This window comes from Herbaspirillum huttiense (genome assembly GCF_047300815.1).
GTDB classification, from domain to species: domain Bacteria; phylum Pseudomonadota; class Gammaproteobacteria; order Burkholderiales; family Burkholderiaceae_D; genus Herbaspirillum; species Herbaspirillum huttiense_A.
The window spans coordinates 2,621,650-2,647,311 of the sequence record NZ_CP178608.1; the positions used below are offsets into that span (position 1 = coordinate 2,621,650).

Genomic DNA, 25,662 nt, shown 5'->3' on the forward strand with positions numbered 1-25,662 from the left:
TCGCTCTAGCGGCATCAGGCACCGGTGCCTACCCAACCGGCAATAGCGGGGACTTCAACCAGTTCACCTTCAACGCGTCGCGAGTCGCCCGGACATCGACCGAAACACGCGCCGCCAATACTGCTTATTCGCCTCGTTTGCACATCTAGGCGGACTACACGTGGATACGGGGGGCATATGCGGTATGTTTTGGCGCAGTTTCCGCCGTTCCAAATGTGCCGGTAACTGTGCCAGGTACCGCGCTCGAGGCAAAGGTGCCGCCGTTATTCTGGCCATAGCCGCCTTGAGAAATAACCTGGTAGCCGGTGCCATGATTGTGGGCCTTTAGCGTGTCCGCCTTGTACGAACCGAGGGCTCTTGCATTTGCAGTGACATGGTCGCCTTAAACATGAAGGCGAGGCACATAGGCGGCGTTGCTCGGGCGAGTCTCGGCACCACCGAAGAGCCCGGTGCTGACAGAGCCACTGCCCGATGTGCCGGTACCCACCGCAAGGCGGTTCCCGCTCCCGGAGCTGGAGTTGACCTCGAGGTTGTGGGCGTGATTTCTGAGGGCATCCGACTGCCGCGAACCCAGTGCGCGGGCATTTGCAGTGCAAATATCGAATGAAAGAATGATTATAGAAAGGACTATGTATGGAAGCGATCACCGTATACCAAGCAGATTCTCTGGGCTTTTATCTATATTCGTTGCTCGCTCACGAGCTGGCGATGCAACCTGGCTCTTTTAATGTTCCCTATGGTGCAAAGCTTGCACCGCCACCCGCCACGGAACCCGGTTATGTGGCGCGTTCCAGCGGGCCTGAAGAATGGACAGTGGTCGAGGATCACCGCAAGGAGGTTTTGTTCTACGAAAAGACCCCGGCGGCTGGTGACGCCCCGGCGGTGTTTGCACAATATGAGATGAGCTCGGTGGTGGAGATCGGTGGTATGGCGCTGCGCTACGATGGGGGCGGCGAGATACCTGCCTGGTTGACGGCTACACCGCCGGCGCCTGCCGAAGCCCCAGTCGGAGCCTGATCACTGGAAAAAGGACGGGCGACCTACCTGGGTGTTGCACCACCTAGGCAGGCCGCCTCCCGCTGACCTGCCAGCGTTCGGCCAAGGCCCGTCACCGTCGCGACGGCGCCCGAAGCCTAACACAAGGCGCAACTCGTGGAAGAAATCAGATGTGAACAATGCAATAAAAAACTGGCGGAAGCCCTCTATGTCCGCCTAATCATCAAGTGCCCTCGCTGCAGGACGCTCAACCAGTTGAGCGCCAAGGGCGCCGCCGCAGAACGCCACGGAGCGTCAAACAAGAAGGAGAAGCTCTGTGAAAAAGTCCCCGATCTTTAACAATTCGTCGTTCATCCGCCTACCTGGTGCCGATCTCTACCGAGGCGATTGCCTGGCTATCCTACCGGAGCTCGATGGCACCTTCGACGCCGTAGTGACGGACCCGCCATACTCCAGTGGGGGGCAATCAAAAGGGCAGCGCGCCGCCTCCACCGGGGCGAAGTATCTGAGCAGCACCGGCAGCCAATTCGCTGATTTCGGCGGCGATAGCAAGGATCAGCGCAGCTACCTGCACTGGTCGGCGCTATGGATGTCCCTCTGCTATGAAAAACTCACCGCTGGCGGCCTGATGGTCGTTTTCAGCGATTGGCGCCAGTTGCCGGTCACGACCGATGCACTGCAGGCGGCAGGATTTACCTGGCGCGGCGTCGGCGTATGGGACAAGGGCAGCAGTAGCCGTCCCTACAAGGGGGGCTTCCGAGCTCAGACCGAGTTCTTCGCCTGGGGAAGCAAGGGTCCCCTGGTGGGCGATACTTACAGTCCCGGCGTGTTTTCGGTTCAGCAGCGCCCCAGCGGGAAACTGCACCAAGTGGGAAAGCCCGTAACCCTGATGAAGCCTCTGGTAGCTGCCTGCGGTGCCAGGGTGCTAGATCCGTTCATGGGAAGTGCCACGACCGGCTTAGTCGCTATCGAGCAAGGCAAGCACTTCACTGGGATTGAGCTAACGGACCACTACTACCAGGTGGCGGTGGAACGGCTGCAGCCTGCAGCCGTTTAATCCGAGCCACCTGCTGACGGCCGAGCGGGCTGCGCGCAATCTTACGTGCCAACTCGCGGCCATCGGGGTGGTAGTAGCGTAGGAGCATCCTCGTATCCCTCCAGCCACCAGCCTTCGCCATTTCGTGGAGCTCCAGAATCGGAGCCAGCACCGAGGTGGCTTCGTGGCGTAAATCATGGAATCGGAGATTGTTGAAGTATTCCGGCACCGGCCGACGGCCGTGGCGCCGGCACAATGCCTGGTAGTTGTCTCTGGCCCGTTGACGAGCCCGTATGAAGGCTCGAGTGACTGATCCTGGTTTCATCGTGAAAATCTTGCCGCGCAAGGGCTTGTTAGTCAGATAACGCCGCAACAGATCAAGCGCCCATGGCGTCAGCGGCACTCGCCTCGAGGAGCCATTCTTAGTGTCCGGTAACAGCACGACGCCCCCCCGAAGATCAATGTTTTCGCGCAAGATTCCGCATATCTCCGAGCGCCGCATGGTGCTCTCTACGGCCAGCGAGACGATCACCGGCATTTCGACTGACTTGGTAGCCTCCAAAATCCAGTCCAGCTCGTATCGCGGACATTCGCTCTCTGGGACGCCACGCAACTGAATTTGCCTGTATAGGCGACGATCACGGGCATCTGTAACAGTCGGCCGGCGGACAAGCTGAACGGGGTTCGCCAGGTCTGGCCAACCCCAGTCCTTACGGAGCACGGTAAAAACATGGGAGAGAAATGCCAAGCGACGCACGATGGTCGCAGGTTTAACCAGTTGAGCCCATTCGTCTCTGATGACGATCAGATCGGTATTTCGAATACGGTCGACTGGACGGCCAGCCAATCGAGTTTTAAGCCAAATACGCCCGATAGAACGTTCGCTGGCGAGCCCTTTCTTCAGCGGTGACACCTCGGAGAGGTAACGATCTATGGCAATTGCAAGGGTAGGTCCAACTTGGCGGCGGAGACGCATAAAGGGCGGGAGAATAGCGTAAACGCCATTGGCTTATTGATAAGCCAGTTTTCTTTGTCCCAAAATCAAGCCCAAAAGCCCCAATTTGTTCGTCCGAAAATCAAATGGCTTTTATCCCAAAATCAAAGCCGCTTTACTGGAAATCCGGGGTTTTCGAGCGACTTTTTGATCGGCGCTGCAGAAGTTGTGCGCGTGATCGTAGCTAAAAAGCAACATGCCCGGCGAGGAGACCTGGCCGGGCATGCGAGGGAACGAGGAAGAGGAGGGCGCGTAGCCGTCCTATTCAACGATCAGGGCGAAAGGCTTATTGCACCTTGGCCTTGGCGCGCAGTTGTTCCTGGTAAGCCTGCAGCTTCTTCTGTTGCAGGGCTTCGGCGATCTGCGGCTTGACTTCTTCCAGGGTCGGGACCTTGGCGGCGCGCACATCTTCCAGCTTGATCACGTGCCAGCCGAACTGGGTCTGCACCGGGGTCTGGGTGATGTCACCCTTCTTCAGGGCCACCATGGCGTCGGAGAACGGCTTGACGAACGAGGCCGGGGTTGCCCAGTCCAGATCGCCGCCGTTGGCTGCCGAACCGGTGTCCTTGGACTGCTTGGCCAGGTCTTCGAACTTGGTACCGGCCTTCAACTTGGCGATGATGGCTTCGGCGTCTTCCTTCTTGTCCACCAGGATGTGGCGGGCGTGGTATTCCTTGTCGCCGGCCTGGGCCTTGAACTTGTCGTATTCGGCCTTGATGTCGGCGTCCGAGACCGGGTTCTTCTTCAGGTAGTCGGCGATCAGGGCGCGGATGACGATGGACTGGCGAGCCAGTTCCAGCTGGTTCTTGACGTCGCTGCTGTTGGACAGGCCTTGCTTGTCGGCTTCCTGCATCAGGATTTCACGGTTGATCAGCTCTTCCTTGATGGCACCGCGCAGTTGCGGGCTGTCAGGCTGGCCTTGCGCAGTCATCTGCTTGACCATCAGTTCGGCGCGGGAGGAGGGGATCGCCTTGCCGTTCACCACGGCCAGGTTTTGTGCGAAGGCCGGGATCGAAGCGATGGCGAACAGCAGCACCAGCAGACGAGCGGGTTTGAATGTCATTGTTGAATCCTAGAAAAGAAAGGAATGAATCAAAACGGAGAAAAAAACAGGAGGGGCTTGATAAGCAGGCGTCGGTCTTTGTTCTTGGTCTCAGTTCGTTGCCTCTGACGGCGAGAGTGCCACTATGGCCAGCGCGTGGATCTCCTGCTGCATCAGGTCGGACAGGCAATCATACACCAGCCGATGGCGGTTCAACCGATTTTTGCCCTCGAACAAGTCGGAAACCAGGCGGACCCTGTAATGTCCTCCGCCAGAGGCGGCACCGGCATGTCCAGCATGCAGGGCCGACTCATCCTCGACCAGACAGGCTTGCGGCGTGAAAGTTGCAGTCAGGCGCTCGGTAATGCGCTGCACACGGGTGTCAGCGGCACTCATTCGGCGTCCTTCATGTACTTGGAGAGGAACAGGCTCTGCCCGATGATGAAGGCAAACATCAGGCCCATGCTGCCGAACATCTTGAAGTTGACCCAGGTGTCCAGCGAATAATTGAAGGCGATATACAGGTTCAGCACGCCCATGACGGCGAAGAACACGATCCAGGCCAGGTTCAGGCGCGGCCAGATCGGTTCGGGCAGGGTGACCTGCTTTTCCATCATGACGCGGATGAGATTTTTCTTCATGAACAGCTGCGACACCAGCAAGGCCAGGCCGAAGGCCCAGTACAGGATGGTCGGTTTCCACTTGATGAAGGTATCGTCACGGAAATAGATGGTGGCGCCGCCAAAGACCACGATGATGGCCAGCGACACCCACAGCATGCCGTCCACCTTGCGCCGGCGCAGCAGCAGCCAGGCGATCTGGCCCAGCGAGGCGATGATGGCCACCGCTGTGGAGAGCAGGATCGGTGCCTGGGTGGCCGTGACGGCACCGGCCGACATGGCGCCGCCCAGGTATTGCATCACCAGGTCCTGCGCGGCCGAGGGATGGCCCTCGGCCCATTTGAAGACGCCGAAAAACAGGATGACGGGGAACAGGTCGAACAGGAACTTCATCGGGTTGGCTTCTTCAGTGAGTCAATGAAACGGTGGAAGTGCAGCTTACGCCGGGTCGAAACGCAGCGAAGCCGAATTGATGCAATAGCGCAGTCCGGTCGGCGGCGGGCCGTCGGGGAAGACGTGGCCCAGGTGGGCGTCGCAGACGTTGCAGATGATCTCGGTGCGAATCATGCCATAACTGCGGTCCACTTTCTCGCGCACGTTGGCCGGATCGATGGGTTCGAAGTAGCTGGGCCAGCCGCAGCCGGAATCGAACTTGGCGTCCGACGTGAAGAGCGGCGTGTCGCAGCAGACGCAGGTATAGGTGCCGGCTTCATGATGATCCCAGTAGCGGCCGGTGAAGGCGCGTTCGGTGGCGGCTTCGCGCGTGACCTGGTACTCCATCGGGTCCAGTTGTTCGCGCCATTGCGCTTCGGTCTTTTCTACACGTTTGTTCATGCTTGGCTCCTTGGGGATGACGGGCGACGGGCAAATGCGGGCCGCCCGGGAAGAAAGTTGCAGATTCGGCCTCAGGAAGAGCAACTCACCTCGAGATGGCGGGCCCACTCCGGCGGCAGTTCGGCGTAGCGCGCGAATTCGGGTTGCTCGTCAAAGGGGTGTTGCAGGATCTGCTGCAGGCGGGCCACTTCCCTGAAGTCCTTCTCCAGTGCACGGTCGATGGCGTCCTGGGCGAGGTAATTGCGTAGCACGTATTTGGGGTTGACCGCATGCATTGCAAGCCGGCGGGCATCGTCGTCGCTGTCTTCGGCGCGCAGGCGGGCCCGGTACTGCACGGCCCAGGCATCGAAGGCTGGACGATCAAGGATCAGGTCGCGCACGGGCTCGTCGTCAGCCGCATTGCCGATGCGCAAGTCGCCCAGGCGGCGGAAGAACAGGGTGAAATCCACACCATTGGCTTGCAGGATGGCAAACAGCGCTTCGATCAGTTGTTCATCTCCAGGCTGCTGCGTGCGCAGCCCCAGCTTGGCGTGCAGCAACGCGCCATGGTGCGCCTGGAAGATGACTTCATAGTCGGCCAGCGCCGCTTCGGTCTGCTCCACCGAGCCGATCAGCGGCAGCATGGCCTGGCCCAACGCGAAGCAGTTCCACTGGCCGATGCGCGGCTGCATCTGGTAGCTGTAGCGGCCCTTGCGGTCGGTGTGGTTGCAGATGTGGCGGGCGTCAAAGGCCTCCATGAAGCCGAAGGGGCCGTAATCCAGCGTCAGGCCAAGGATGGACATATTGTCCGTATTCATCACGCCATGCATGAAGCCCACTGCCTGCCATTGCGCCATCAGGGCGGCGGTGCGGCGGGTGACTTCCTTGAGCAGGGCCTGATAGGGGTTCTCTTCAGAGGCCAGTTCCGGATAGAACTGTTCCAGCACGGTATCGGCCAGGATCTTCAACTCGTCGAAGCGCTGGTTGTAGTACCAGTGCTCGAAGGAGCCGAAGCGGATGAAGCTGGGCGCCATGCGGGTGACGACGGCGGCGGTTTCCGGGGCTTCGCGCATGACGCGCTGGTCCGAGCCGATCACGGTCAGGGCGCGCGTGGTCGGGATGCCGAGCGCAGCCATGGCTTCCGAGCAGAGGAATTCGCGGATCGAGGAGCGCAGCACGGCGCGGCCGTCGCCCATGCGCGAGTAGGGGGTCATGCCCGCGCCCTTGAGTTGCAGCTCGATGCGGCCCCGGCCGTCGGCGGCCGGCAGGTCGCCCAGGGTAATGGCGCGGCCATCGCCCAGCTGGCCGGCCCAGACCCCGAACTGGTGCCCGGAATAGACCGCCGACAGCGGCGTCGAGCCGGGTGCGATCTGGTTGCCGGCGAACATGTCAAGGAAATCGAAGTGATCATCGGCCGGGCGCGGCAGCCCGACCGTGGCCGCGGCCGCCTCGCTGAAGCCCACCAGGTAGGGCGCGGGCAGGGGCGTGGGCTGTAGCCGGGTGTAGAAGGCCGGCGGCAGCTCGGCGAAACGGTTCTCGAAAGGGGGCAGCGGATAGGATTGCGTCATGGTCAGCCTGTGGCGCGCGGCCCGGACCGGGCCGCAATCCGCTATTTTGACAGAGAAGCGCGAATCCCATAGGATCGCTCCACTTTTGCGTCCTGCCGCGCCTGGACAGGCGCGGCAGGCCCTTCAACCTCCTCGATACGGCATCTCCCCCGCAAGGCTGGCAATTTGGAATTCGCGCTGATCACCTTCCTCAACGGCCTGGGCTACGGCTTTTTGCTGTTCCTGCTGTCCTCGGGCCTCACGCTCATCTACAGCATGATGGGCGTGCCCAACTTTGCCCATGCCAGCTTCTACATGCTGGGGGCCTATGTCGCTTATGCCCTGGCCGGGCTGTTGGGGTTCTGGTGGGCGCTGCTGCTGGCGCCGCTGATCGTGGGCGTAGCCGGGGCGCTGGTGGAGCATTACGGCCTGCGCATCGTGCACCGCTATGGGCACGTGCCGGAATTGTTGTTCACCTTCGGCCTGTCCTATCTGGTGGTGGAACTGGTGCAACTGGTGTGGGGGCGCTCGCCCGTGCCCTATCGCATCCCGCGGGAACTGGACGGCACACTGTTTACGCTCTATTCCACCGCCTTCCCGGTCTATCGCGGCTTCATGCTGCTGGTGGCGGCCTTGATGCTGCTGGCCCTGTGGCTGCTGCTGCGCCATACCCGCATCGGACTGCTGATCCAGGCCGCGCTGACCCATCCGCAGATGGCAGAGGCGCTGGGCCACAACGTGCCGCGCGTGTTCATGCTGGTGTTTGGCGGCGGCTGCGCGCTGGCGGCGCTGGCCGGCGTCATCGGCGGCAATGCCTTCGTTACCGAGCCGGGCATGGCCGCCGCCGTGGGCAGCATCATCTTCGTGGTCGTGGTGGTAGGCGGCCTGGGCTCGCTGGCCGGGGCTTTCATCACGTCGCTCTTGATCGGCATGATGCAGACTTTTGCGGTGGCGCTGGATGTCTCGCTGGCCAGCCTGGGCTTGCATGTGCCGTCCGGCAGCGCGCTGGCACCGCTGGCGCGGCTGACATTGGCGCAGGTGGCCCCGGTCTTGCCCTACCTGCTGCTGGTGGTGATGCTGGTCGTACGTCCCAAGGGCCTCATGGGCCGGCGGGAGGGCTGAGCGATGCGAAGGATCGTGCTTGCCTGGCTGCTCTTTGCCCTGGTGCTGCTGGCCGCGCCGCTGGTATTTGCGCAGAGTGCGGCCTTGTCGCTGCTCTCGCAGATGGGCACGATGGTGCTGCTCTGTCTCTCCTACAACATGCTGCTGGGCGAGGGCGGCATGCTCTCGTTCGGGCATGCGGTCTATTCGGGGCTGGGGGCCTTTGGGGCCATCCATCTCATGAACCGCATGGCTGACGGTGCGCTGGCCTTTCCGGTGACGCTGGTGCCGCTGGCGGGCGGCCTGACCGGCGCGCTCTGTGCAGTGGTGCTGGGTTATCTCACCACGCGCCGCGCCGGCACCACCTTTGCCATGATTACGCTGGGGCTGGTGGAACTGGTGTCGGCCTGCGTGCTGATGTTCCCCGAGGTCTTCGGCGGGGAGGGCGGCATCTCGGGCAACCGCGTCATCGGCGAGCCCGTGCTGGGGATCAGCTACGGCCCGCAGATCCAGGTGTATTACCTGATCGCCGGCTGGCTGCTGGTCTGCGCCCTGGCCATCTGGGCAGTGCGCCACACGCCCCTGGGCCGCATCCTCAATGCCGTGCGCGACAACCCCGAGCGCGCCGCCTTCATCGGCTATGACCCGCAGCGGGTGCGCTACCTGGCGCTGATCTTGTCGGCCTTCTTTGCGGGCATCTCGGGCGGGCTCTCGGCCATCAATTTCGAAATCGTCAGCGCCGAATACGTGGGCGCACTGCGCTCGGGTGCCATCCTGCTCTTTACCTTCATCGGCGGCACCGCCTATTTCTACGGGCCCATCGTGGGCGGCGTGGTGGGTGTGCTGTTTTCTTCCTGGCTGTCGGCCTATACGCAGGCCTGGCAGTTCTATCTGGGTGCGTTCTTCATCCTCATCGTCATGACCACGCCGGGCGGACTGGCCAGCCTCATCGACCGTGTCTGGCATCTGCGCTGCGGCGACATCAACGCCAGGCGCGCGCTGCGCCTGGGCCTGTGGCTGGCGGCGGCGCTGTGTGCGCTGGCCGGGCTCATCCTGGCCACCGAAATGGCCTATCAGGCCAGCCTGGGCAGTCTGGCCGACACCGGCGCAGGCGCCGCGCCCTTGCTGCTCTGGGGCTGGCGCATCGACGTGCATGCGCCTGTGCCCTGGGTGATCGCGGTGCTGTGCATGGCCGTTGGAACAGCGACGCTCATGGCTTGGCATCGCCAGGGGAGACCGCGATGACTGCGCCAGCTCCCTTGGTCCTGCAGGGTGTGCACAAGGCCTTCGACCGCAGCGAGATCCTGCGCGGCGTCGACCTGCAATTGCAGCCCGGCGAGCGCTGCGCCCTGATCGGGCCCAATGGCGCGGGCAAGTCCAGTCTCTTTCACGTCATCTCGGGCCGCTATCGTGCCGATGCCGGCCGGGTGCTGCTGCATGGGCGCGACATCACCCGCGAGCCGCCGCAACAAATCAATCGCCTGGGGCTGGCGCGCAGTTTCCAGATCACCAGCCTGTTTCCGCGCCTGAGCGCCTTCGAGAACGTGCGTTGCGCGCTCCTGTGGACGCTGGGCTACCGCTACGCCTTCTGGCGCCGCATCGGCCAGTTGCGCGATGCCAGCGAGCGGGCGCGGTCCGTGCTGGAGAAGGTCGGCCTGGCCGCGCGAGCGGAGGTGGCTGCGGGTGAACTGAGCTATGCCGAACAGCGTGCCCTGGAACTGGCGGTGACCATTGCGGCCGACGCCTCCGTGATCCTGCTGGACGAACCGACCGCCGGCATGAGCCGCGCCGAGAGTGCGGCCATGGTGGCGCTGATCCGCGAGGTCACCGTCGGCAAGACCTTGCTGATGGTGGAACACGACATGCAGGTGGTCTTCGGCCTGGCCGACCGCATTGCGGTCATGGACAACGGCTGCGTGATCGCTTGCGACAGCGCCGAGCGCATCCGTGCCAATCCGGATGTCCAGGCGCTGTATCTGGACCGGAGGCGCCATGGATAACTCCTCTTCGCTGCTCAGGGTTCGTGACTTGCAGGCGGGGTACGGCCAGAGCCATGTGCTGCATGGTGTGTCGCTGGAGGTAGGGCGCGGCGAGATCGTCAGCATCCTGGGCCGCAACGGCGCGGGCCGCTCGACCCTGCTCAAGGCCTTGATGGGCCAGGTGCGCAGTACCGGCGAGATCGCTTTTGAGGGGCGTTCTCTGGCCGGGTTGCCCACCTACGCCATCGCGCAGCGCGGCATCGGCTACGTACCGGAAAGCCGCGATGTCTTCCCCGCACTCACGGTGCAGCAGAACCTGCTGCTGGGCCGCAAGAGCGGGCCGGCGGCGGCCAACGGCTGGCGGGAAGAGGAAGTACTTTCGCTGTTCCCGGCCCTGGAGCGGCGCTACAAGGTGGCCGCCGGCGCGCTCTCGGGCGGCGAGCAGCAGATGCTGGCGCTGGGACGCTCACTGATGGGCAATCCCGTCCTGCTGCTGATCGACGAGCCGACCGAAGGCCTGTCGCCGCAGATGGTCGAGCAGGTGGCGCATTACCTGGAACTGCTGCGCCAGCGCCAGGTGGCGGTACTGCTGATCGAGCAGAAGCAGGCCCTGGCGCTGGAGATGTCGCAGCGGGTTTATGTGATGGGACGCGGCGAGATGGTGTTCGAAGGGACGCCCGCCGAACTGGCGGCGGACCCGGCCTTGCAGCAGGAGTGGCTGGCGCTCTGAAGCTGGCGCGATTCAAATGCGGCATTTCTCGCGCGGCCGCGATGGCTGTGCGCGCCACCTGCGCGCACAATCGCCGCTTTAGCTGAACGCTGACCGGGAGATGTTCATGCTGCTTTGGCCCCTGCTGATTTGCCTCGCCATTCTTGCCGTCTACGCCGCTGATCGTGCCTGGCTGCGCCATGTGCAGCGCGAGGACTTGCCCTTGCACGATCCGCAGGGCTATCTGGAGATGACCGCCCGCATGACCGAACTCTGCCACGGTGACCGGGCGCGGGTAGACCAGCTAATAGCACGCCAGCGCCAGCGTTTTCCGCAGGCAGCGCATGCCGAACTGGTGAAGCTGGCCATGCGGCAGCTGCTGGAGCCGCAAGCGGCCAGGCAGCCTTGACCCTGTCCTACAACAAAAAACGGCGGCTCGTTTGCAGCGAGCCGCCGTTTGCCGTTTCAGTGCGAGGCTTACTTGTTGACCAGCTTGGCCGGCAAGCTCAGCGTGAGCAGGCCGCCGATCACCAGCGAGGCCGCCAGCACGTACATGCCGGCATTGGTGCTCTGGGTGGTGTCCTTGAGCCAGCCGACCAGGAAGGGGCTGACGAAACCGGCCAGGTTGCCCAGCGAATTGATCAGCGCGATGCCGGCCGCAGCCGCCGTGCCCGACAGGAAGGCCGTCGGCAGGCTCCAGAACAGCGGCAGGGTGGTCAGGATGCCGATGCTGGCCAGGGTCAGCGAGGCCATCGCCAGCGCCGTGTTGTTACCGTACAGGGTCGACAGCAGCAGCCCAATGCAGCCGATGAAGGCGGGAATGGCCACGTGCCAGCGGCGCTCGCGACGGGCATCGGCGCTGCGGCCGATCAACACCATGGCGGCGGCGGCGAAGGCGTAGGGGATGGCCGTGAGCAGGCCCACGTTCAGCGGATCGGACACGCCGGTGGCCTTGATGATGGTCGGCAGCCAGAAGCTCACGCCATAGAGGCCCATGACGAAGCAGAAGTAAATCAGCGCACCCAGCCAGACACGGCCGTTGGCGAACATGGCGCCCAGGGACAGGTGTTCCTTCTGGCTTTCTTCGTGGCTGATGTTGGTTTCCAGCAGGCGCTTTTCGTCTTCGGTGAGCCACTCGGCATCACGGATGCGATCCTTCATATACAGGATCACCAGAACGCCCAGGATCAGCGAAGGAATGGCTTCCAGGATGAACATCCACTGCCAGCCGGTATGACCCCATACGCCCGGCATGGCATGCATGATCCAGCCCGACAGCGGGCCACCGATCACGCCCGAGAGGGCAATGCCCGTCATGAACAGCGCAGTGATCTTGCCGCGGCGTGCGGCCGGATACCAGTAGGTCAGATACAGGATCACGCCCGGGAAGAAGCCGGCCTCGGCCACCCCCAGCAGGAATCGCATGATGTAAAACATTTCCGGCGTGGTGACATAGGCCATCGCGCCCGAGATGATGCCCCAGGTGATCATGATGCGGGCGATCCAGAGCCGCGCACCGACCTTGTGCAGGATCATGTTGCTGGGCACTTCAAAGACGAAGTAACCCAGGAAGAAGATGCCCGCGCCCAGGCCGTAGACGGTATCGCTGAACTTCAGGTCTTGCAGCATCTGCAGCTTGGCAAAGCCGACGTTGACCCGGTCCAGGTAGGAAGCCACATAGCACAGGAACAGCAGCGGCAGCAGCCGCCAGGTGACCTTGCTGTAGGTCGCGTCTTCAAAGGATGCGCGCGCGCCGTCGGCGGCTGCGCCTGCTTGGTAGGTCATGTCTCGCTCCAGATGTTGTTTGACGTGTCGTTGTTGTACGTCGCCGGTTCTTTGTGACCGCTTGACGGTGCCACGCATTGTAGTGGCGGTGAGGACATTGTCAAATCATTATCCTCACCGATCGCATGAACATTTTTGCAGTGCGGTCTTACACGCAGCGCCCGCCATCGACCTCGATGCACACGCCGGTGACGAATTGCGCTTCATCCGAGCCCAGGTACAGGCAGGCATTGGCGATGTCTTCCGGGGTGGAGAAACGGCCCATGGGGATGGTGGCGACGAACTTCTTGCGGTTTTCCGGGGTGTCGGGCACGCCCATGAACTCCGACAGCAGGCCGGTGGCCGAGATGACCGGATTGACGCAGTTCACGCGGATCTTGTCCGGACCCAGTTCGGCGGCCATCGACTTGCTGGTGGTGATGACGGCGCCCTTGCTGCCGTTGTACCAGGTCAGGCCGGGACGCGGGCGGATGCCGGCGGTGGAGGCGATGTTGACGAAGGCACCGCCGCCGACCTGGCGGAAATAGGGCACGAAGGTCTTGGCCGAGAGGAAGATGCTCTTCACGTTGACCGCATAGACGCGGTCGAACTCGTCTTCTTCCACTTCCAGCATGGGGCGGTTGCGATGCGTGGTGCCGGCATTGTTGACGACGATGTCGAGCTTGCCGAAGTGTTCCAGGGCGCTGGCCAGCAACTGGTCCATGTCGGCGCGCTTGGAGACGTCGGCCTTGGCGAAGACTGCACGGCCGCCTGCCGCCTTGATCTCTTCGACCACCCGCAGGCCGCCGGTTTCGCCGATATCGGCCACCACCACGCAGGCGCCTTCACGGGCATAGGCCTTGGCGATGCCTTCTCCGAAACCCGAACCGCCACCGGTGACGATGGCTACCTTGTCTTGCAAACGCATGATGTGTCTCCTTGAAAATTGCGTGTGTTGAATGAGGGGAGGGAGGTCAGCCGTGGCGGATGGCGATGGTTTTCAACACCGTGAAGCCATAGAGCGCCTCGAATCCCTTCTCGCGCCCGTGGCCGCTGGCCTTGACGCCACCGAAGGGCAGTTCCACGCCGCCACCGGCGCCATAGTTGTTGATGAAGACCTGGCCGCTGCGAATGGCGCGCGCCAGCCGCAGCTGGCGGCCGCCGTCGCGGGTCCAGACGCTGGCCACCAGGCCGTAGTCGGTGCCATTGGCCAGGGCGATGGCCTCGTTTTCATCCTCGAACGACATGGCTGCCAGTACCGGACCGAACACTTCTTCCTGCGCCAGCCGATGCTGCGGCGGCACGTCGCGCAGCAGCGCCGGCGCCTGGTAGAAACCGCCGGCCGGGGCGCCGGGCGCGATCTCGCCTTGCGCCACCAGCGCGATGCCGTCGCGCCGCGCGTCTGAGAGGAAACCAGCCACGCGTTCCTGCTGGGTCTTGCGGATCAGCGGGCCGCAGTCCAGGTCCATCTGCGAGGAGCCCACCTTGAGCCGCGAGAACAGTCCGGCAAGCCGCTCCAGCACCTGTTCGTAAGCGCCACGCTGGACCAGCAGGCGGCTGCCGGCCGAGCAGGTCTGGCCGGCGTTCTGCACGATGGCATTGACCACCACCGGCAGCAGGGCGTCCATGTCGGCATCCTCGAACACCACCTGCGGCGACTTGCCGCCCAGTTCGAGGGTGACGGGCGTGTGATGCTCGGCGGCCGCGCGCACCACCAGCTTGCCCACGTTGGGCGAGCCGGTGAAGGACACGTGGTCCACATCGGGATGCTTGACCAGCAGGTCGCCGGCCTCGTGGCCATAGCCGGTGACGATGTTGAGCGCGCCCTCGGGGAAACCCGCCTCGGCCGCCAGTTCAGCCACCCGCAGGATGGACAGGCAGGCATCCTCGGCCGGCTTGACCACGCAGGTATTGCCGGCGGCCAGGGCGCCGCCCACGCAGCGTCCGAAGATCTGCATCGGGTAGTTCCAGGGCACGATGTGGCCGGTCACCCCGTGCGGCTCGCGCAGGGTCAGCACCGTATAGCCGGCCTGGTAGGGAATGGTGTCGCCGTGCAGCTTGTCGGCGGCCCCGGCGTAGAACTCGAAGTAGCGCACGATGGCCGCTGCGTCGGCGCGCGCCTGTTTCATGGGTTTGCCGCAGTCGCGTCCTTCCAGCTGGGCCAGTTCTTCCTGGTGATCCTGGAGCTTGTGGGCCAGCTTCATCAGCAGGCGGCTGCGCTCGGCGGCGGAAAGCTTGCCCCAGGCGCCTTCATAGGCTCGGCGCGCCGCTTTCACGGCCTGGTCGATGTCGGCCGCATTGCCACGGGCGATGGCCTCGAAGGCCTGGCCATCGGAGGGATCGATGACGGGGATGCTTTCGCCGGAGGCGGGAGTGACCCAGCGATTGTCGATGAAGTGCTGTTTCATGGCAGTGCGGTCCTTGAAGGCGAATCACGAAGAGGAGCAGGACAGGGAAACAGCAGGAGGGTATGCCATGCAGGCGCGGGCCAGCGTCGGACGGTCAGTCCGAACGGGGCCGGGTAGGGGCTTGTCTCTTGGTGTTTTGTCGTGTGCTGCTGTTTTGTTGTGCCTGAATCTAAGCCTGTGCACTCAAGATGTCAAATAAATTTACTACTTTGCTGACTGCCTGCAGTCGATGGCTGGCGGTGAGACCAACAAATCCGCTACCATGCGGCCCATGCTGACGCTGTTCCTGCCATTTTCTGCCTAACTGGAGTGTCGATGCCCTCATCGAGCAAGTCCCCGCGCCCCGGCGCTTCCGGTGACATCCTGAGCCTGGCTGCAGCCGGGCTGGGTCCCGTTCGGCCGGAGCGTTTCGCTGAACGCGTGTATGAAACCTTGTTCCATGCCATCGTCGAGGGCCGCATCGCGGTCGGCAGCAAGCTGCCTTCCGAAAACGACCTGGCCACGCTGTTCGAGGTCTCGCGGCCGGTGGTGCGGCAGGCGCTGGACCGGCTACGTGAAGATCAGCTGGTGGAGTCCCAGCGCGGCTCCGGGACCTATGTGAAGGAAAAGGCGGGATTGGCCCCGGCGCGTCCCGATGGCGAACCCGAGACCCGTATCGGCCACATCATGAACGGACTGGAGCTGCGCCTGGTGCTGGAACCGGAATGCGCCTACATGGCCGCCCTGCGGCGCAACAAGCAAGATCTGGAAAAGATGGATGCCTTGCTGCTCGGATTCGAGGAAGCCAACCGCGTGGGCGGCATCGCCCATCACTATGATTTCGGCTTCCATGAATCCATCGCCCAGGCCACCGGCAACCAGCGTTTCGTGCAGGTGATGAAGACGCTGGAATACGATGTCAGCCACGCCGTGAACATGCTGCGCCACCTGATGCACATCCCGCCCTGGAAGCGCTCCCAGGACGCCATGGACGAACATCGTCAGATCTTCGAGCTGATCCGGCTGCAGGATGCGGAAGGCGCCCGGCGCGCCATGCGCGGCCATATCGAGAATGCCCGTACCCGCATGTTCAACAGCCGGCCTGGCTTGTAAACCGGTATTGGGTGCCGGTTTGCCAGCCTGGTTGTTACTGAAGCTGTCAATTCTTTTAACTACTTGTGCCAGCAGGAAACTCATCGCATGGAATTACGCCAACTGCGCTACTTCGTGGCCATCGTCGATCACGGCTCGCTCTCGCGGGCGGCGCGTGTGCTGCACATCGCCCAGCCGGCGCTGACCCAGCAGATCCGCCAGCTGGAAGACGAGATGGCGGCGCAACTGCTGCATCGTTCGGCCCAAGGGGTCATCGCTACCGATGCCGGCAAGGTCTTCTATGAGCACGCGCTGGCGATCCTGAAGCAGGTGCAGGATGCCAAGCAGGCCGTGGCGCAGTCTACCGACAAACCCTCGGGGACGGTGGCGCTGGGCATTCCGCAGAGCGTCTCCAATGCGCTGGCCTTGCCGCTGTTGAATGCGGTGCGCTCGATCTACCCCGAGATCACCCTGCAACTGACCGAGGAGTTGACCGGCAACCTGATCACCCAACTGAAGTCCGGGCGCATCAACCTGGCCGTCCTGTTTGACGACGGCCAGCTGTCTTCCTTTGCGGCCACGCCCATGATCGAGGAAGAGATGATGTACATCACGCGCGCCAAGTCACGCTATGGGGTGAAAGGCCGCAAGGGCGTGCCGCTGGCAAAGGCTATCGAGGCCCCGCTGATCCTGCCCGGCCTGGCCCATGGGGTCAGGCCGCGCATCGAGAGCCTGGTGCGGGCCCAGGGCATGAGCCTGGACAACGTCATCGAGATCAACTCGGTGGCCATCCTCAAATCGGCCATCCTGGCCGATATCGGTGCCACCATCCTGCCGGTGGCGCCGCTGCTGGCGGATATCGAGCGCGGCGACATGGTCGCCCACCCCATCGCCGGAGAGCAGATCTCGCGCACCCTGGTGCTGTGCGCCTCGCGCAATATCCCGCTCACCACCGCCGCTGCGGCCGTCGAAAGGCTGGTGCTGGATGTGACGGATGAACTGTGCCGTTCAGGGCAGTGGGGACATACGCGGGCGCTGGAACGTGAATAATTCTGAATGAACGCCCGGTTTTATGGCATGAGAATTCAGATTTTTTGATGAATTGCTGAAAATCACTGCTGAGCTTGCGCCATCGGTTACACTTTCGCCGATCCCGGCCCGTCCTTTAGCCCTCAGCCAGTGAGGACGCCGCCAATGCGCCTGTGAGCGCATCTTCCGCATCGCCCGCCGCGATGCCTTCTACACCTGCCCGCAAGGGCAAGCGAATCCGCATGAATCCTTTCACCGCCAGCATTGCGCTGGCCATCGTACAGTTTTGCAGTGGCGTCATCATGGCCGGGCTGTTCATCAGCACGCCGTCAGAGCGCTTCACGCGGCTGTGGGCGCTCTCGGGGGTGTTCTCGGCGCTGGGGATTTGCACCACTGTGGCAGTCTACGGCGGTCTGGCGGGCAACCTACGTCCGCTGGGCCTGCTGCTGGGCAATACGCTGGTGTTTTCTGCCGGCATCGTGGCCTGGTGCGGCTTGCGCAGCTTCTACCAGCGCCAGTCGCGGGACTGGCCGGTCATGCTCATCATCGGCTATGCCGTGTGCTTTACGGCCCTGCTGATCGGCGGGGCCGATTTCACCCAGCGCGCCTTCCTGGCCGTGGGGGCGCTGCAACTGGTGTTTTGCCTGGTACTGCATGAATTCATCAAGGGCATGTCCGGGCCGCTGGCCAAGCGCTATCCACGCTGGTCCTTTGGCCGCTGGACTGGCATCGGCGCCTTGCTCATTCTCAGTGCCACCCATGTGAGCCGGCTGTTGATCTCGCTGTCGCATCCCGAAGTGTTCATGCCGCCGGAGATGAGCAACCTGGGTGTGGCGCTGATCTACCTCATTCCCATCAGCGGCTCCTTGCTGCTGGCAGTGTCGCTGATGATGATCTACTTCGAACGCCTGCTGGCCGACAAGCAGCGCCTGGCGACCGAAGACGAACTGACCGGCACCCTCAACCGCCGCGAGCTGGTGCGCTGTGGCGAAGAAGTGCTGGCCCGGGCGGTGCAGGGCGGGCGGGTACTGACGCTGGCCTTCATTGATGTGGACCACTTCAAGCACATCAACGACACCCACGGCCACCTAGTGGGAGACCGCGTGCTGGCCGACATCGGCGCCTTGCTGCGCGGGCAGTGCTGCCAGGGTGGCATGGTCGGCCGTTACGGCGGAGAGGAATTCTGCGCGGTCTTCCCGGACTGGTCCGAAGCCAAGGCACGCCAGATCGCCCAGCATCTACTGGAGACCGTGCGCAACCACGATTTCGGGCATGGGCAGAGGGTCACCATCAGCGTCGGCCTGGCGGTATTGCAGCCGGGCCGGTCCATGAGCTGGGATGCGCTGGTTCACGAAGCCGACCTGGCCCTGTACCGTGCCAAGAGCGAAGGGCGCAATGCCTTCCGGATGGCGCTGGCGGCCTGATCCGGACGCTGCCTTACAGGGCCGTTTCAGAAAAAATCCCGGCTGCGCGGCTGCAGCTCACCCAGCAGATGGGTCCAGTCTTCCAGCCGTCCCGCCACCAGGTGGCGCACTTCACCATGGCACTGCCAGCTGCCATACACCCCCAGCAAGCGCGCGTTCAAGACCTCGCTGCGCTGCCTTTCCAGCACCGAAGGCCAGACGATCACGTTGGCCGAACCGGTCTCATCCTCCAGCGTCATGAAGATCACCCCCTTGGCCGTGCCCGGCCGCTGGCGCACCGTGACGATGCCGCAGCAGCAGGCGAACTGGCGGTTCTGCAAAGTGTTCAGGTCGGCCACGCTCATGAAGCGCCGCCGCTGCAAGGTCGGGCGCAAGAGCGCCAGCGGATGGCGCCGCAGCGTCAGATTCATGGCGCGATAGTCGTCGACGATCTGGTCGCCTTCCCCGGGCGCCTCCAGTTGTACCGCATCATCCCCGCGCGGCGCCGTGCGCAGCAGGTCACGGTCGGGCACTGCGCCCACCGCATGCCAGAGCGCAGCGCGCCGGTGCCCGGCCAGCTCGCGCAAGGCATCGCCCGCTGCCAGCGCCTGCAGGGCGTGGCGGTCCAGCCCGGCGCGCCGTGCCAGGTCATCGACATCGGCAAAGGGACGTTCGGCACCGGCCTGCTCGATACGCTGCGCCGCCTGTTCGGGCATGCCGCGCAGCAGGCTCATGCCCAGCCGCACCGCCGGACGCGCCTGGCCGGCGGGGTCCAGCTCCAGTATGGATTCCCAGCGGCTGCGCAGGACGTTCACCGGCAGGACCTGGACGCCATGCCGGCGCGCATCCTGGATCAATTGGGAGGGCGAGTAAAAGCCCATGGGCTGGCTGTTGAGCAGGCCGCACAGAAAGGCTTCCGGCTCGTGGCACTTGAGCCAGCTGCTGAAATAGGTCAGCAAGGCAAAGCTGGCGGCATGGCTTTCGGGGAAACCGTATTCGCCGAAACCCTCGATCTGGTTGAAGATGCTCTCGGCGAATTCACGTGAATAGCCATTGTCGGTCATGCCCAGCACCAGCCGTTCATGGTGCGGCCCCATGCCGCCCTTGCGCTTCCAGGCGGCCATGGAGCGGCGCAGGTCATCGGCTTCGCTGGGGGAATACCCGGCAGCCTCGATGGCCACATCCATCACCTGCTCCTGGAAGATGGGGATGCCCAGGGTGCGCTCCAGCACCTTCCTGATCTTGCCACTCTTGCTGGTGTTGTCCGGATAGTCGAAGCTGCCGCCGCTGCGCACCAATTCCCGCCGCCGCAGGTAGGGGTGGACCATGCCGCCCTGGATGGGCCCCGGCCGCACGATGGCCACCTGCACCACCAGGTCGTACTGGGTGCGCGGCTGCATGCGCGGCAGCATGCTCATCTGGGCGCGGCTTTCGATCTGGAACACGCCGATGGTATCGGCCTTGCAGATCATGTCGAAAGTGGCCGGATCTTCACGCGGAATGTCGTACATCTGCATGACTTGGGGCAGGCCGCGCCGCAGGCTCACCAGTTCCAGCGAGCGGCGCAGGGCGGTCAGCATGCCCAGCGCCAGCACGTCCACCTTGAGCAGCTTCAACGACTCCAGGTCATCCTTGTCCCATTCGATGACGGAGCGCTCTTCCATGGCCGCATTCTGGATCGGCACCAGGCGCGACAACTGCCCGCGCGCGATCACGAAGCCCCCGGTGTGCTGCGACAGATGGCGCGGGAAGCGCAGCAGCTTGCCGGTAATGCTGGCCCATAGGCCGATCTGCGGCAGTTCCGGGTCCAGCCCGGCTTCGGCAAAGCGGGCCAGCAATTCTTCCCGGCTGTCGAACCAGTGCTGCGACTTGGCCACCGTATCGACGATGGCCACATCCACACCCAATGCCTTGCCGACCTCGCGCAGGGCGCCACGCGGCCGGTAGCTGTGCACGGCAGCCGCCAGCGCGGCGCGGCGGCGGCCGTACTTGCGGTAGATGTGCTGGATCACTTCTTCGCGGCGCTGGTGCTCGAAGTCCACGTCGATGTCGGGTGGTTCTTCTCGCTTTTCGCTGATGAAGCGGGCAAACAGCAGCCGGGTGGAGGTGGGATCGACCTCGGTCACCCCCAGGCAGTAGCACACCGCCGAGTTGGCGGCCGAGCCGCGTCCCTGGCACAGGATGCCTCGCGAACGGGCAAACTTGACCAGGTCGTAGACCGTCAGGAAATAAGCTTCATATTCCTTTTGGGCGATCAGGGACAATTCCATCTCGATCTGTGCGCGCACCTCGCCCGGTATTCCTTGCGGATAGCGTTTAATGGCCCCGGCCAGGGTTTCCTGCCGCAGATAGTCGGCCGGGCTCATGCCCAGCGGCACCAGTTCGTCAGGATATTCATATCGCAGTTCAGCCAAGCTGAACTGGCAACCGGCCGCCACCGTCAAGGTCTGGGCCAAGGTGGCCGGGCTGTGCACCAGCGACAGCCGCATGCGTGGCCGCAGGTGCTGCTCGGCATTGGGGGCCAGGGCCAGGCCACATTCCTGCACCGGCTTGCCGACGCGGATGGCCGTGACCACATCCTGCAGGTATTTGCGTGAACGCTGGTGCATCTGCACATCGCCCACCGCCACCAGCGGCAAGCCGTGCAGTCGCGCGGCGGCGTCGATGGCGGCGCGGTGCAGGTCGTCCAGCGGACGGTACAGGCGCGTCATGCCGACCCATGCGCGGCCGGGGGCCAACGGGGCGAACCAGCGCAATTGCGCATCCAGCGTTTCTTCATCGGCCGGGTAGTCCGGCACCAGGATCAGCTGGCAATCAGGCAGGGCGCGCAGGTGCGACAGGGCGGGCGGCGGCTGGCTCAGGTCTTCCGGTGACAGCAGGTAGCTGCCTTTCTCGGCGCGGGTGCGCGCCAGGGTGATGAGTTCGCAGAGGTTGCCATAGCCCTCGCGATTCCTGGCCAGGGCCACCAGGGTCATCCTGGCCAGGGGATGGGCCGGCTCGTCCTTGAAGGCCGTAAATCGGAAGCAACTGCCGATGAGCAGCTTGAAATCCTTGGCCTTGCCGCGATTGACCTGTTCCATCCAGGCGGCATGGGCGCGCACCACCCCGGCCATGGTGCATTCATCGGTGATGGCCAGGGCGCGATAGCCCAGTTCGATGGCACGCTCCACCAGTTCCTGCGCATGGGAGGCCCCTTGCAGGAAACTGAAGTTGGTCCGGCAATATAGTTCGGCATAGTCGGGCAGGCCGGTCTGGGCAATGCCCAAGGGCAGGGAAGCTTGCATGCGGTGCTCCTACCCGAACAGGCCGTGCAGGAACCACTGCGGCTCCTCGTCGGACCACTCGCCGCCGCGCCACTGGCGGAAGATCCAGTAATAGGCATGGCTGGCATCGCGCGCCGTGAAGTAGTCGCGCGTCAGGGGCCGGCCTTCCCACCAGCCGGCTTCGATGCGTTCGGGCGGCGAAGTGAATTCCAGTGCACTGCGATAGAAGGGCTTGTGCTGCTGCATCCGCAAGGGCAAGGGTTCGGGCAGCAGCCACAGCGGACGCGGCGGCAAGCGCGCCGCATCGGTAGTCAGGGAAGCCGGCAGGCTGGCGGGGCTCTGCATCACGCTGCACCAGCGGTTAGCGATCTCGGGCCGATGATCGGCGCGCGGGGCGGCCTGCTGCACCTTGTCCGCGCCCAGACGCGCCACCAGCAGTTCCAGCAGGCGCTGGTGATCCTCGGCACTGCCGCCGGGTTCAGGGAAGAGCATCTCGCTGGCCGCCTGCTGGCTTTCCAGTTCATCGGCGGCCAGCCCCAGGGCGATGGCGGGGGCGGGCAGGGAGGAACGGGCCAGCTTTTCCTTGACCAGGGTGTGCAGGTGGTCTTCCTGCCAGGCCGGGACCGACAGCGCTACCTGCAGCTCGGTGGGCGCCACGGCCTGCCGTCCGCGTTCATGTTCCAGCCACAGGCGCAGCTTCTTGATGGCCAGCTGGCGTGCGGTCAGCCAGCCGGCCAGCTGGGCCAGCAAGCCCTGGGCATAGGCGGCCAGGATGTCGGTGTGCTCGATGCGGTCCGGCAGCTCCACCCGGGCCTGGAAGGTCGGTGGCGCCACGATCCAGTCATGCACTTCGGGCGCGGCACCATAGGCGCGATCCAGCATGCCCAGCAATTCCTTGCCGCAGCGGCGCTGCAAGCCGGCGCGGGGCAGGCGCTGCACCTGGCCCAGCTGGCGGCAGCCCAGCCCGTGCAGCCATTCCAGATGGGCACGCGCGGCAGTCAGCAGAACGACTGGCAAGCGGTCCAGGCGGCGCTGCAGGGAACGGTGGCTCAGGGTACGCACATAGCCGTAGCGTGCCAGCAGCCAAGATCCGGTCGCCGTGACGGCGCAGGACAAGGTGGCCGACAGTCCCATCCGGGCGATGGTTACCCGGATCTTGCGGCACAGGGCCCGGATGCCGCCGAACAGGCGCAGGCTGGCGCCCACTTCCAGCAGGATGCAGGCCTCTTCGGCCAGCGTGACCTGGGGCGTGTATTGCAGCAGGGCCAGGGCAGCTTGCTGCAAGGTGGTTTGCTCCCTCAGGATATCCCGCTCGTTCAGATGCGCTTGCGGTGCCAGCAATTGCACCCCGCCGCGCCGCATGCCTTCGTGCACGCCCAGCGCGCGTGCGGGTGCCGTCAGGGCCGATACGCGGTCGCGCTCGAAGACCACGGCCGCTGCCTCATCCAGCCAGTTCGGACGGAAGACTTCCAGCGGCAGCAGTGGCAGGTGTACGGCGATCCACAGGGGTGACATGGCGTTGCAAATTCGGTGAAGGCAGCAAAGGGAGAAACAGGCTTTGTTCGCGCAGCGGGCCGCGGCGCTTGAGAAAACCGATCTCCAGCCCGTCGCGCGCTGACTTGAGCGTCAGCCGCAGGGGTGCGGGGGAAGGCTCGCGCGCGCAGGACAGCGGCCGTAGCATGAAGAACAGCGTCTGACCGGCCTGCGCTGCCACGTGAAGTCGCCGCAGCAGGTCATGATCGCCCTTGCGCAAGCGCGGCTGCCACATCAGCAGGGCCTGGCAGCTATCGGCCCGCAAGACCTGCTCGGCAGCCCAGCAGGCGTCGGCCGCATGATCGGCCTGCAACTGCAGCAGCCGTGACGCGTCCACACCCATATGCGCCCAGCCGGGGGCATTGACCTGGTGCGGCGCCTGCAGCAGGGCGATCCGGCCAGCCTGCGGCGGGCGCCGGGCAGTGGCGGGCGCACGCGCCAGTACCGGGCGCAACAGGCGCAACTCGCCAATGCCGTCCTGCGGCAGCAGCAGCTCGATGAGCACCCCGGGCGGCCAGCCGCGTTCGGGCAGCTCGGCATCCAGGGCCTCGAATCCGCTGGCGACACCGCGCGCTCCACCGCGCGCCAGCTGGGAGGCCAGCCAGAGCGAAGGGTGGATGATTTCCGGACGAGGAACCGGAGTGCCAGGTGTCAACATGGAAAGAAAATCGCGGATGTGAGGCAGAAGAAAATGCAGGTAAAAGCAAGGACTGTATAAATATACAGTAATTGTTTTGGGGTGTGAAAAAAACTGCCTTCGCGCCTGAAAGTAGATGAAATTTCCTTTCTGCAATGCCTGGATGACGAGAAATCGAAGAAATTCATAACGAAAAGGCAAGCTCATCTTCATGTATTCCTACATGTCCGTCAGTCATTGCTGACCTTGGCTGGGGAGCTCTTCCGATAGTGAGGATCAGTGAGGCTTTTTACACTGCAGATGTGGACAAAGGTTGGCTTGCCATTCCGCGTGCTCGCGCAGGGCAGTAGGGCTGCGGGCTGGCAAATGTCTGCTCCATTCGATCATCCAAGACAAGGAGTCACACATGGCAAATTCACAGAATCCGGGGAACAGCAATCGCGGCTTTGCCGCCATGGACAGGGAAAAGCAGCGCCAGATCGCCAGCATGGGAGGCAAGGCCGCTCACGCCAAGGGTGCCGCCCATGAGTTCACCTCCGCCGAAGCCCGGGAAGCCGGACGCAAGGGTGGTCTGAACAGCCATGGCCGCAAGAATGCCGCCGCGGCCGCCGCTGCTCAGAACGGCAATGGTGGCAATGGCGCCAGTGCATCGGCCCAGCCGCAAATGAACCAGAGTACGCCGCAAGAGGGCAATGGCGCCCAGCAGCCGCAGCAGTCGGACAGCAATCCCCAGCAGCAAGGCTGAGAAAGCGGCCCCAGCGGCCACCTCAGGCAGGCTCAGCCACCGTATCAGGACCCTGATCGCATCAGGCAGCCGTTCCAACGAAGGACCCTGCGCTCCACTGGCTTCAGGAACCGGGCGGTGCACCCACACTGATAAAAATAAAACGAAAGGCGCGAAGAGCGCCTTTTTTGTTGCCTGCTGCCCGCCTCCGATGGGAGGCTTCAATTGCGTACCAGATCATCCATCATCGGCACCAGCGCCAGCAGGAACAGCGCGGCCGCCAGCGGCATGGTCGCCAGGAAGCCCAGCGCCTTGAAGCCGAAAGCACCCGTCACGCCCCCCAGGAAGAACATCAGCAACAGCGAGGACAGCAGCATGAACTTGCGCCGCGCACCCGGCACGGGATCTTCCGCCACCACCTCGCCGGGCTGGCGAGGAGCCAGCGTCCAGTAGCACATCTTGCCGATCTCGATGCCGATGTCGGTGACCAGCCCCGTGACGTGGGTGGTACGGATCTCCGACCGTGAAATCTTGCTGATCATGGCGTTCTGCAGACCCATCACGAAGCACAGCAAGGCCGCCGTCACCGGCACGAACAGCAGCCGGTGATTCTCCAGGTTGCTGCCGAGGATGCCAAAACACAGCAGCAGCATCGCCTCCAGCATCAGCGGCATGGCGTATTCACTATGCAGGCCGCGCCGCCTGGCCCAGTTGATCATCACTGCCGAACAGGCCGCACCCAGCAGGAACGACAGCAAGGCACTGGCGCCGGCCACCAGCAACAGGGTTTCTCCCAGCACCAGGTTGTCGGCCAGCGAAGAGACGATGCCCGACATGTGCGAAGTGTATTGGCCCACCGCCAGGAAGCCCCCCGCATTGACGGCGCCCGCAATGAAGGCCAACGAACGCCCCAGGTGGCGGTTGGAAAGGTCGGTGCGCGCCGGACTGGTGAGACGGCGCAGGTAATCGATGGGCATGACGGATCCGGACGTA

At 63.8% G+C, this 25,662-nt stretch carries 25 protein-coding genes; 12 read left to right on the plus strand and 13 right to left on the minus strand.

What is annotated here, in order from left to right:
* The first annotated feature begins 633 nt into the window (after positions 1-633).
* From ACLRDN_RS12190 to ACLRDN_RS12200, 3 genes are all read left to right on the plus strand, one after another.
* Positions 634-1,017, plus strand: coding sequence for a phage tail protein (locus tag ACLRDN_RS12190; RefSeq protein ID WP_413460234.1), 384 nt, complete (start codon positions 634-636; stop codon positions 1,015-1,017).
* A gap of 135 nt (positions 1,018-1,152) precedes the next feature.
* Positions 1,153-1,335, plus strand: a complete 183-nt coding sequence (locus tag ACLRDN_RS12195; protein WP_413460235.1) for a Com family DNA-binding transcriptional regulator — start codon at positions 1,153-1,155, stop codon at positions 1,333-1,335.
* Positions 1,313-2,053, plus strand: a complete 741-nt coding sequence (locus ACLRDN_RS12200) for a DNA-methyltransferase (protein WP_413460236.1) — start codon at positions 1,313-1,315, stop codon at positions 2,051-2,053. Before ACLRDN_RS12195 ends, ACLRDN_RS12200 begins: the two co-directional genes overlap by 23 nt.
* On the opposite strand, the gene ACLRDN_RS12205 is transcribed toward ACLRDN_RS12200, so the two are convergent.
* The 6 genes from ACLRDN_RS12205 to ACLRDN_RS12230 all read right to left on the minus strand — a co-directional run bounded on the left by ACLRDN_RS12205 (position 1,983) and on the right by ACLRDN_RS12230 (position 7,069).
* Positions 1,983-2,945, minus strand: coding sequence for a tyrosine-type recombinase/integrase (locus ACLRDN_RS12205; protein WP_413460237.1), 963 nt, complete (start codon positions 2,943-2,945; stop codon positions 1,983-1,985). The genes ACLRDN_RS12200 and ACLRDN_RS12205 overlap by 71 nt on opposite strands.
* Before the next feature lie 367 nt (positions 2,946-3,312).
* A complete protein-coding gene (locus ACLRDN_RS12210) occupies positions 3,313-4,089 on the minus strand; it encodes a peptidylprolyl isomerase (protein ID WP_145602289.1) in 777 nt (258 codons plus the stop codon).
* Positions 4,090-4,179: 90 nt separating this feature from the next.
* Positions 4,180-4,464, minus strand: a complete 285-nt coding sequence (locus ACLRDN_RS12215) for a BolA family protein (RefSeq protein WP_088753911.1) — start codon at positions 4,462-4,464, stop codon at positions 4,180-4,182.
* The gene (locus ACLRDN_RS12220; protein WP_154133479.1) at positions 4,461-5,081 is read right to left on the minus strand and encodes a septation protein A; all 621 of its coding nucleotides are present in this window, start codon (positions 5,079-5,081) and stop codon (positions 4,461-4,463) included. Before ACLRDN_RS12220 ends, ACLRDN_RS12215 begins: the two co-directional genes overlap by 4 nt.
* A 45-nt stretch (positions 5,082-5,126) precedes the next feature.
* Entirely contained in the window at positions 5,127-5,522 is a 396-nt protein-coding gene (gene msrB, locus ACLRDN_RS12225) for a peptide-methionine (R)-S-oxide reductase MsrB (protein WP_034335690.1), read from the minus strand.
* A gap of 71 nt (positions 5,523-5,593) precedes the next feature.
* Positions 5,594-7,069, minus strand: a complete 1,476-nt coding sequence (locus ACLRDN_RS12230) for a protein adenylyltransferase SelO (RefSeq protein ID WP_413460238.1) — start codon at positions 7,067-7,069, stop codon at positions 5,594-5,596.
* Positions 7,070-7,234: 165 nt separating this feature from the next.
* Between ACLRDN_RS12230 and ACLRDN_RS12235 the strand changes: the two genes are divergently transcribed.
* The 5 genes from ACLRDN_RS12235 to ACLRDN_RS12255 all read left to right on the plus strand — a co-directional run bounded on the left by ACLRDN_RS12235 (position 7,235) and on the right by ACLRDN_RS12255 (position 11,246).
* Positions 7,235-8,170: a branched-chain amino acid ABC transporter permease gene (locus ACLRDN_RS12235; protein WP_413460239.1), complete on the plus strand. Its 936-nt coding sequence runs from the start codon at positions 7,235-7,237 to the stop codon at positions 8,168-8,170.
* 3 nt (positions 8,171-8,173) lie between these two features.
* Entirely contained in the window at positions 8,174-9,394 is a 1,221-nt protein-coding gene (locus tag ACLRDN_RS12240) for a branched-chain amino acid ABC transporter permease (protein WP_413460240.1), read from the plus strand.
* The gene (locus ACLRDN_RS12245) at positions 9,391-10,149 is read left to right on the plus strand and encodes an ABC transporter ATP-binding protein (RefSeq protein ID WP_413460241.1); all 759 of its coding nucleotides are present in this window, start codon (positions 9,391-9,393) and stop codon (positions 10,147-10,149) included. The genes ACLRDN_RS12240 and ACLRDN_RS12245 overlap by 4 nt, the downstream gene beginning before the upstream one ends.
* Positions 10,142-10,858 carry an ABC transporter ATP-binding protein gene (locus ACLRDN_RS12250; RefSeq protein ID WP_413460242.1) on the plus strand — a complete coding sequence of 239 codons (717 nt, stop codon included), beginning with the start codon at positions 10,142-10,144 and terminating at the stop codon, positions 10,856-10,858. The genes ACLRDN_RS12245 and ACLRDN_RS12250 overlap by 8 nt, the downstream gene beginning before the upstream one ends.
* Positions 10,859-10,964: 106 nt before the next feature.
* Positions 10,965-11,246, plus strand: coding sequence for a hypothetical protein (locus ACLRDN_RS12255; RefSeq protein ID WP_413460243.1), 282 nt, complete (start codon positions 10,965-10,967; stop codon positions 11,244-11,246).
* Positions 11,247-11,314: 68 nt separating this feature from the next.
* Here ACLRDN_RS12255 and ACLRDN_RS12260 read toward each other — a convergent pair whose 3' ends face one another.
* From ACLRDN_RS12260 to ACLRDN_RS12270, 3 genes are all read right to left on the minus strand, one after another.
* Positions 11,315-12,622 carry an MFS transporter gene (locus tag ACLRDN_RS12260; RefSeq protein WP_413460244.1) on the minus strand — a complete coding sequence of 436 codons (1,308 nt, stop codon included), beginning with the start codon at positions 12,620-12,622 and terminating at the stop codon, positions 11,315-11,317.
* Positions 12,623-12,770: 148 nt separating this feature from the next.
* A complete protein-coding gene (locus ACLRDN_RS12265) occupies positions 12,771-13,529 on the minus strand; it encodes an SDR family oxidoreductase (protein ID WP_413460245.1) in 759 nt (252 codons plus the stop codon).
* A gap of 46 nt (positions 13,530-13,575) precedes the next feature.
* The gene (locus ACLRDN_RS12270; protein WP_413460246.1) at positions 13,576-15,009 is read right to left on the minus strand and encodes an aldehyde dehydrogenase family protein; all 1,434 of its coding nucleotides are present in this window, start codon (positions 15,007-15,009) and stop codon (positions 13,576-13,578) included.
* 315 nt (positions 15,010-15,324) lie between these two features.
* On the opposite strand from ACLRDN_RS12270, the gene ACLRDN_RS12275 reads away from it, so the two are divergent.
* The 3 genes from ACLRDN_RS12275 (at position 15,325) to ACLRDN_RS12285 (ending at position 18,533) form a co-directional block, all read left to right on the plus strand.
* Positions 15,325-16,101, plus strand: coding sequence for a FadR/GntR family transcriptional regulator (locus tag ACLRDN_RS12275; RefSeq protein ID WP_413460247.1), 777 nt, complete (start codon positions 15,325-15,327; stop codon positions 16,099-16,101).
* A gap of 87 nt (positions 16,102-16,188) precedes the next feature.
* Entirely contained in the window at positions 16,189-17,130 is a 942-nt protein-coding gene (locus ACLRDN_RS12280) for a LysR substrate-binding domain-containing protein (RefSeq protein ID WP_413460248.1), read from the plus strand.
* Between the two features lie 221 nt (positions 17,131-17,351).
* Complete coding sequence (locus tag ACLRDN_RS12285) at positions 17,352-18,533, plus strand: diguanylate cyclase (protein ID WP_413460249.1); 1,182 nt, start codon at positions 17,352-17,354, stop codon at positions 18,531-18,533.
* Between the two features lie 26 nt (positions 18,534-18,559).
* Here the strand turns inward: ACLRDN_RS12285 and ACLRDN_RS12290 are convergent, their stop codons facing one another.
* From ACLRDN_RS12290 to imuA, 3 genes are read right to left on the minus strand one after another with little or no spacing between them, the layout of a single operon-like run.
* Positions 18,560-21,796, minus strand: a complete 3,237-nt coding sequence (locus ACLRDN_RS12290) for an error-prone DNA polymerase (protein ID WP_413460250.1) — start codon at positions 21,794-21,796, stop codon at positions 18,560-18,562.
* A gap of 9 nt (positions 21,797-21,805) precedes the next feature.
* Positions 21,806-23,290 carry a Y-family DNA polymerase gene (locus ACLRDN_RS12295; RefSeq protein WP_413460251.1) on the minus strand — a complete coding sequence of 495 codons (1,485 nt, stop codon included), beginning with the start codon at positions 23,288-23,290 and terminating at the stop codon, positions 21,806-21,808.
* A complete protein-coding gene (gene imuA / locus ACLRDN_RS12300; protein ID WP_413460387.1) occupies positions 23,217-23,966 on the minus strand; it encodes a translesion DNA synthesis-associated protein ImuA in 750 nt (249 codons plus the stop codon). Before imuA ends, ACLRDN_RS12295 begins: the two co-directional genes overlap by 74 nt.
* Positions 23,967-24,351: 385 nt before the next feature.
* On the opposite strand from imuA, the gene ACLRDN_RS12305 reads away from it, so the two are divergent.
* Complete coding sequence (locus ACLRDN_RS12305) at positions 24,352-24,690, plus strand: KGG domain-containing protein (protein WP_034336800.1); 339 nt, start codon at positions 24,352-24,354, stop codon at positions 24,688-24,690.
* A gap of 200 nt (positions 24,691-24,890) precedes the next feature.
* Here ACLRDN_RS12305 and ACLRDN_RS12310 read toward each other — a convergent pair whose 3' ends face one another.
* Positions 24,891-25,646, minus strand: a complete 756-nt coding sequence (locus tag ACLRDN_RS12310; protein ID WP_413460252.1) for a YoaK family protein — start codon at positions 25,644-25,646, stop codon at positions 24,891-24,893.
* Positions 25,647-25,662: the final 16 nt, after the last annotated feature.

What these genes read in the sequence shown, in the direction of transcription:
- ACLRDN_RS12310 (WP_413460252.1), bottom strand. Translation starts at nt 25,646, where the DNA reads ATGCCCATCGATTACCTGCGCCGTCTCACCAGTCCGGCGCGCACCGAC.
- ACLRDN_RS12230 (WP_413460238.1), bottom strand. Translation starts at nt 7,069, where the DNA reads ATGACGCAATCCTATCCGCTGCCCCCTTTCGAGAACCGTTTCGCCGAG.
- ACLRDN_RS12295 (WP_413460251.1), bottom strand. Translation starts at nt 23,290, where the DNA reads ATGTCACCCCTGTGGATCGCCGTACACCTGCCACTGCTGCCGCTGGAA.
- ACLRDN_RS12265 (WP_413460245.1), bottom strand. Translation starts at nt 13,529, where the DNA reads ATGCGTTTGCAAGACAAGGTAGCCATCGTCACCGGTGGCGGTTCGGGT.
- msrB (WP_034335690.1), bottom strand. Translation starts at nt 5,522, where the DNA reads ATGAACAAACGTGTAGAAAAGACCGAAGCGCAATGGCGCGAACAACTG.
- imuA (WP_413460387.1), bottom strand. Translation starts at nt 23,966, where the DNA reads ATGTTGACACCTGGCACTCCGGTTCCTCGTCCGGAAATCATCCACCCT.
- ACLRDN_RS12240 (WP_413460240.1), top strand. Translation starts at nt 8,174, where the DNA reads ATGCGAAGGATCGTGCTTGCCTGGCTGCTCTTTGCCCTGGTGCTGCTG.
- ACLRDN_RS12280 (WP_413460248.1), top strand. Translation starts at nt 16,189, where the DNA reads ATGGAATTACGCCAACTGCGCTACTTCGTGGCCATCGTCGATCACGGC.
- ACLRDN_RS12260 (WP_413460244.1), bottom strand. Translation starts at nt 12,622, where the DNA reads ATGACCTACCAAGCAGGCGCAGCCGCCGACGGCGCGCGCGCATCCTTT.
- ACLRDN_RS12290 (WP_413460250.1), bottom strand. Translation starts at nt 21,796, where the DNA reads ATGCAAGCTTCCCTGCCCTTGGGCATTGCCCAGACCGGCCTGCCCGAC.
- ACLRDN_RS12220 (WP_154133479.1), bottom strand. Translation starts at nt 5,081, where the DNA reads ATGAAGTTCCTGTTCGACCTGTTCCCCGTCATCCTGTTTTTCGGCGTC.
- ACLRDN_RS12285 (WP_413460249.1), top strand. Translation starts at nt 17,352, where the DNA reads ATGAATCCTTTCACCGCCAGCATTGCGCTGGCCATCGTACAGTTTTGC.
- ACLRDN_RS12215 (WP_088753911.1), bottom strand. Translation starts at nt 4,464, where the DNA reads ATGAGTGCCGCTGACACCCGTGTGCAGCGCATTACCGAGCGCCTGACT.
- ACLRDN_RS12245 (WP_413460241.1), top strand. Translation starts at nt 9,391, where the DNA reads ATGACTGCGCCAGCTCCCTTGGTCCTGCAGGGTGTGCACAAGGCCTTC.
- ACLRDN_RS12250 (WP_413460242.1), top strand. Translation starts at nt 10,142, where the DNA reads ATGGATAACTCCTCTTCGCTGCTCAGGGTTCGTGACTTGCAGGCGGGG.
- ACLRDN_RS12255 (WP_413460243.1), top strand. Translation starts at nt 10,965, where the DNA reads ATGCTGCTTTGGCCCCTGCTGATTTGCCTCGCCATTCTTGCCGTCTAC.
- ACLRDN_RS12305 (WP_034336800.1), top strand. Translation starts at nt 24,352, where the DNA reads ATGGCAAATTCACAGAATCCGGGGAACAGCAATCGCGGCTTTGCCGCC.
- ACLRDN_RS12190 (WP_413460234.1), top strand. Translation starts at nt 634, where the DNA reads ATGGAAGCGATCACCGTATACCAAGCAGATTCTCTGGGCTTTTATCTA.
- ACLRDN_RS12270 (WP_413460246.1), bottom strand. Translation starts at nt 15,009, where the DNA reads ATGAAACAGCACTTCATCGACAATCGCTGGGTCACTCCCGCCTCCGGC.
- ACLRDN_RS12275 (WP_413460247.1), top strand. Translation starts at nt 15,325, where the DNA reads ATGCCCTCATCGAGCAAGTCCCCGCGCCCCGGCGCTTCCGGTGACATC.
- ACLRDN_RS12210 (WP_145602289.1), bottom strand. Translation starts at nt 4,089, where the DNA reads ATGACATTCAAACCCGCTCGTCTGCTGGTGCTGCTGTTCGCCATCGCT.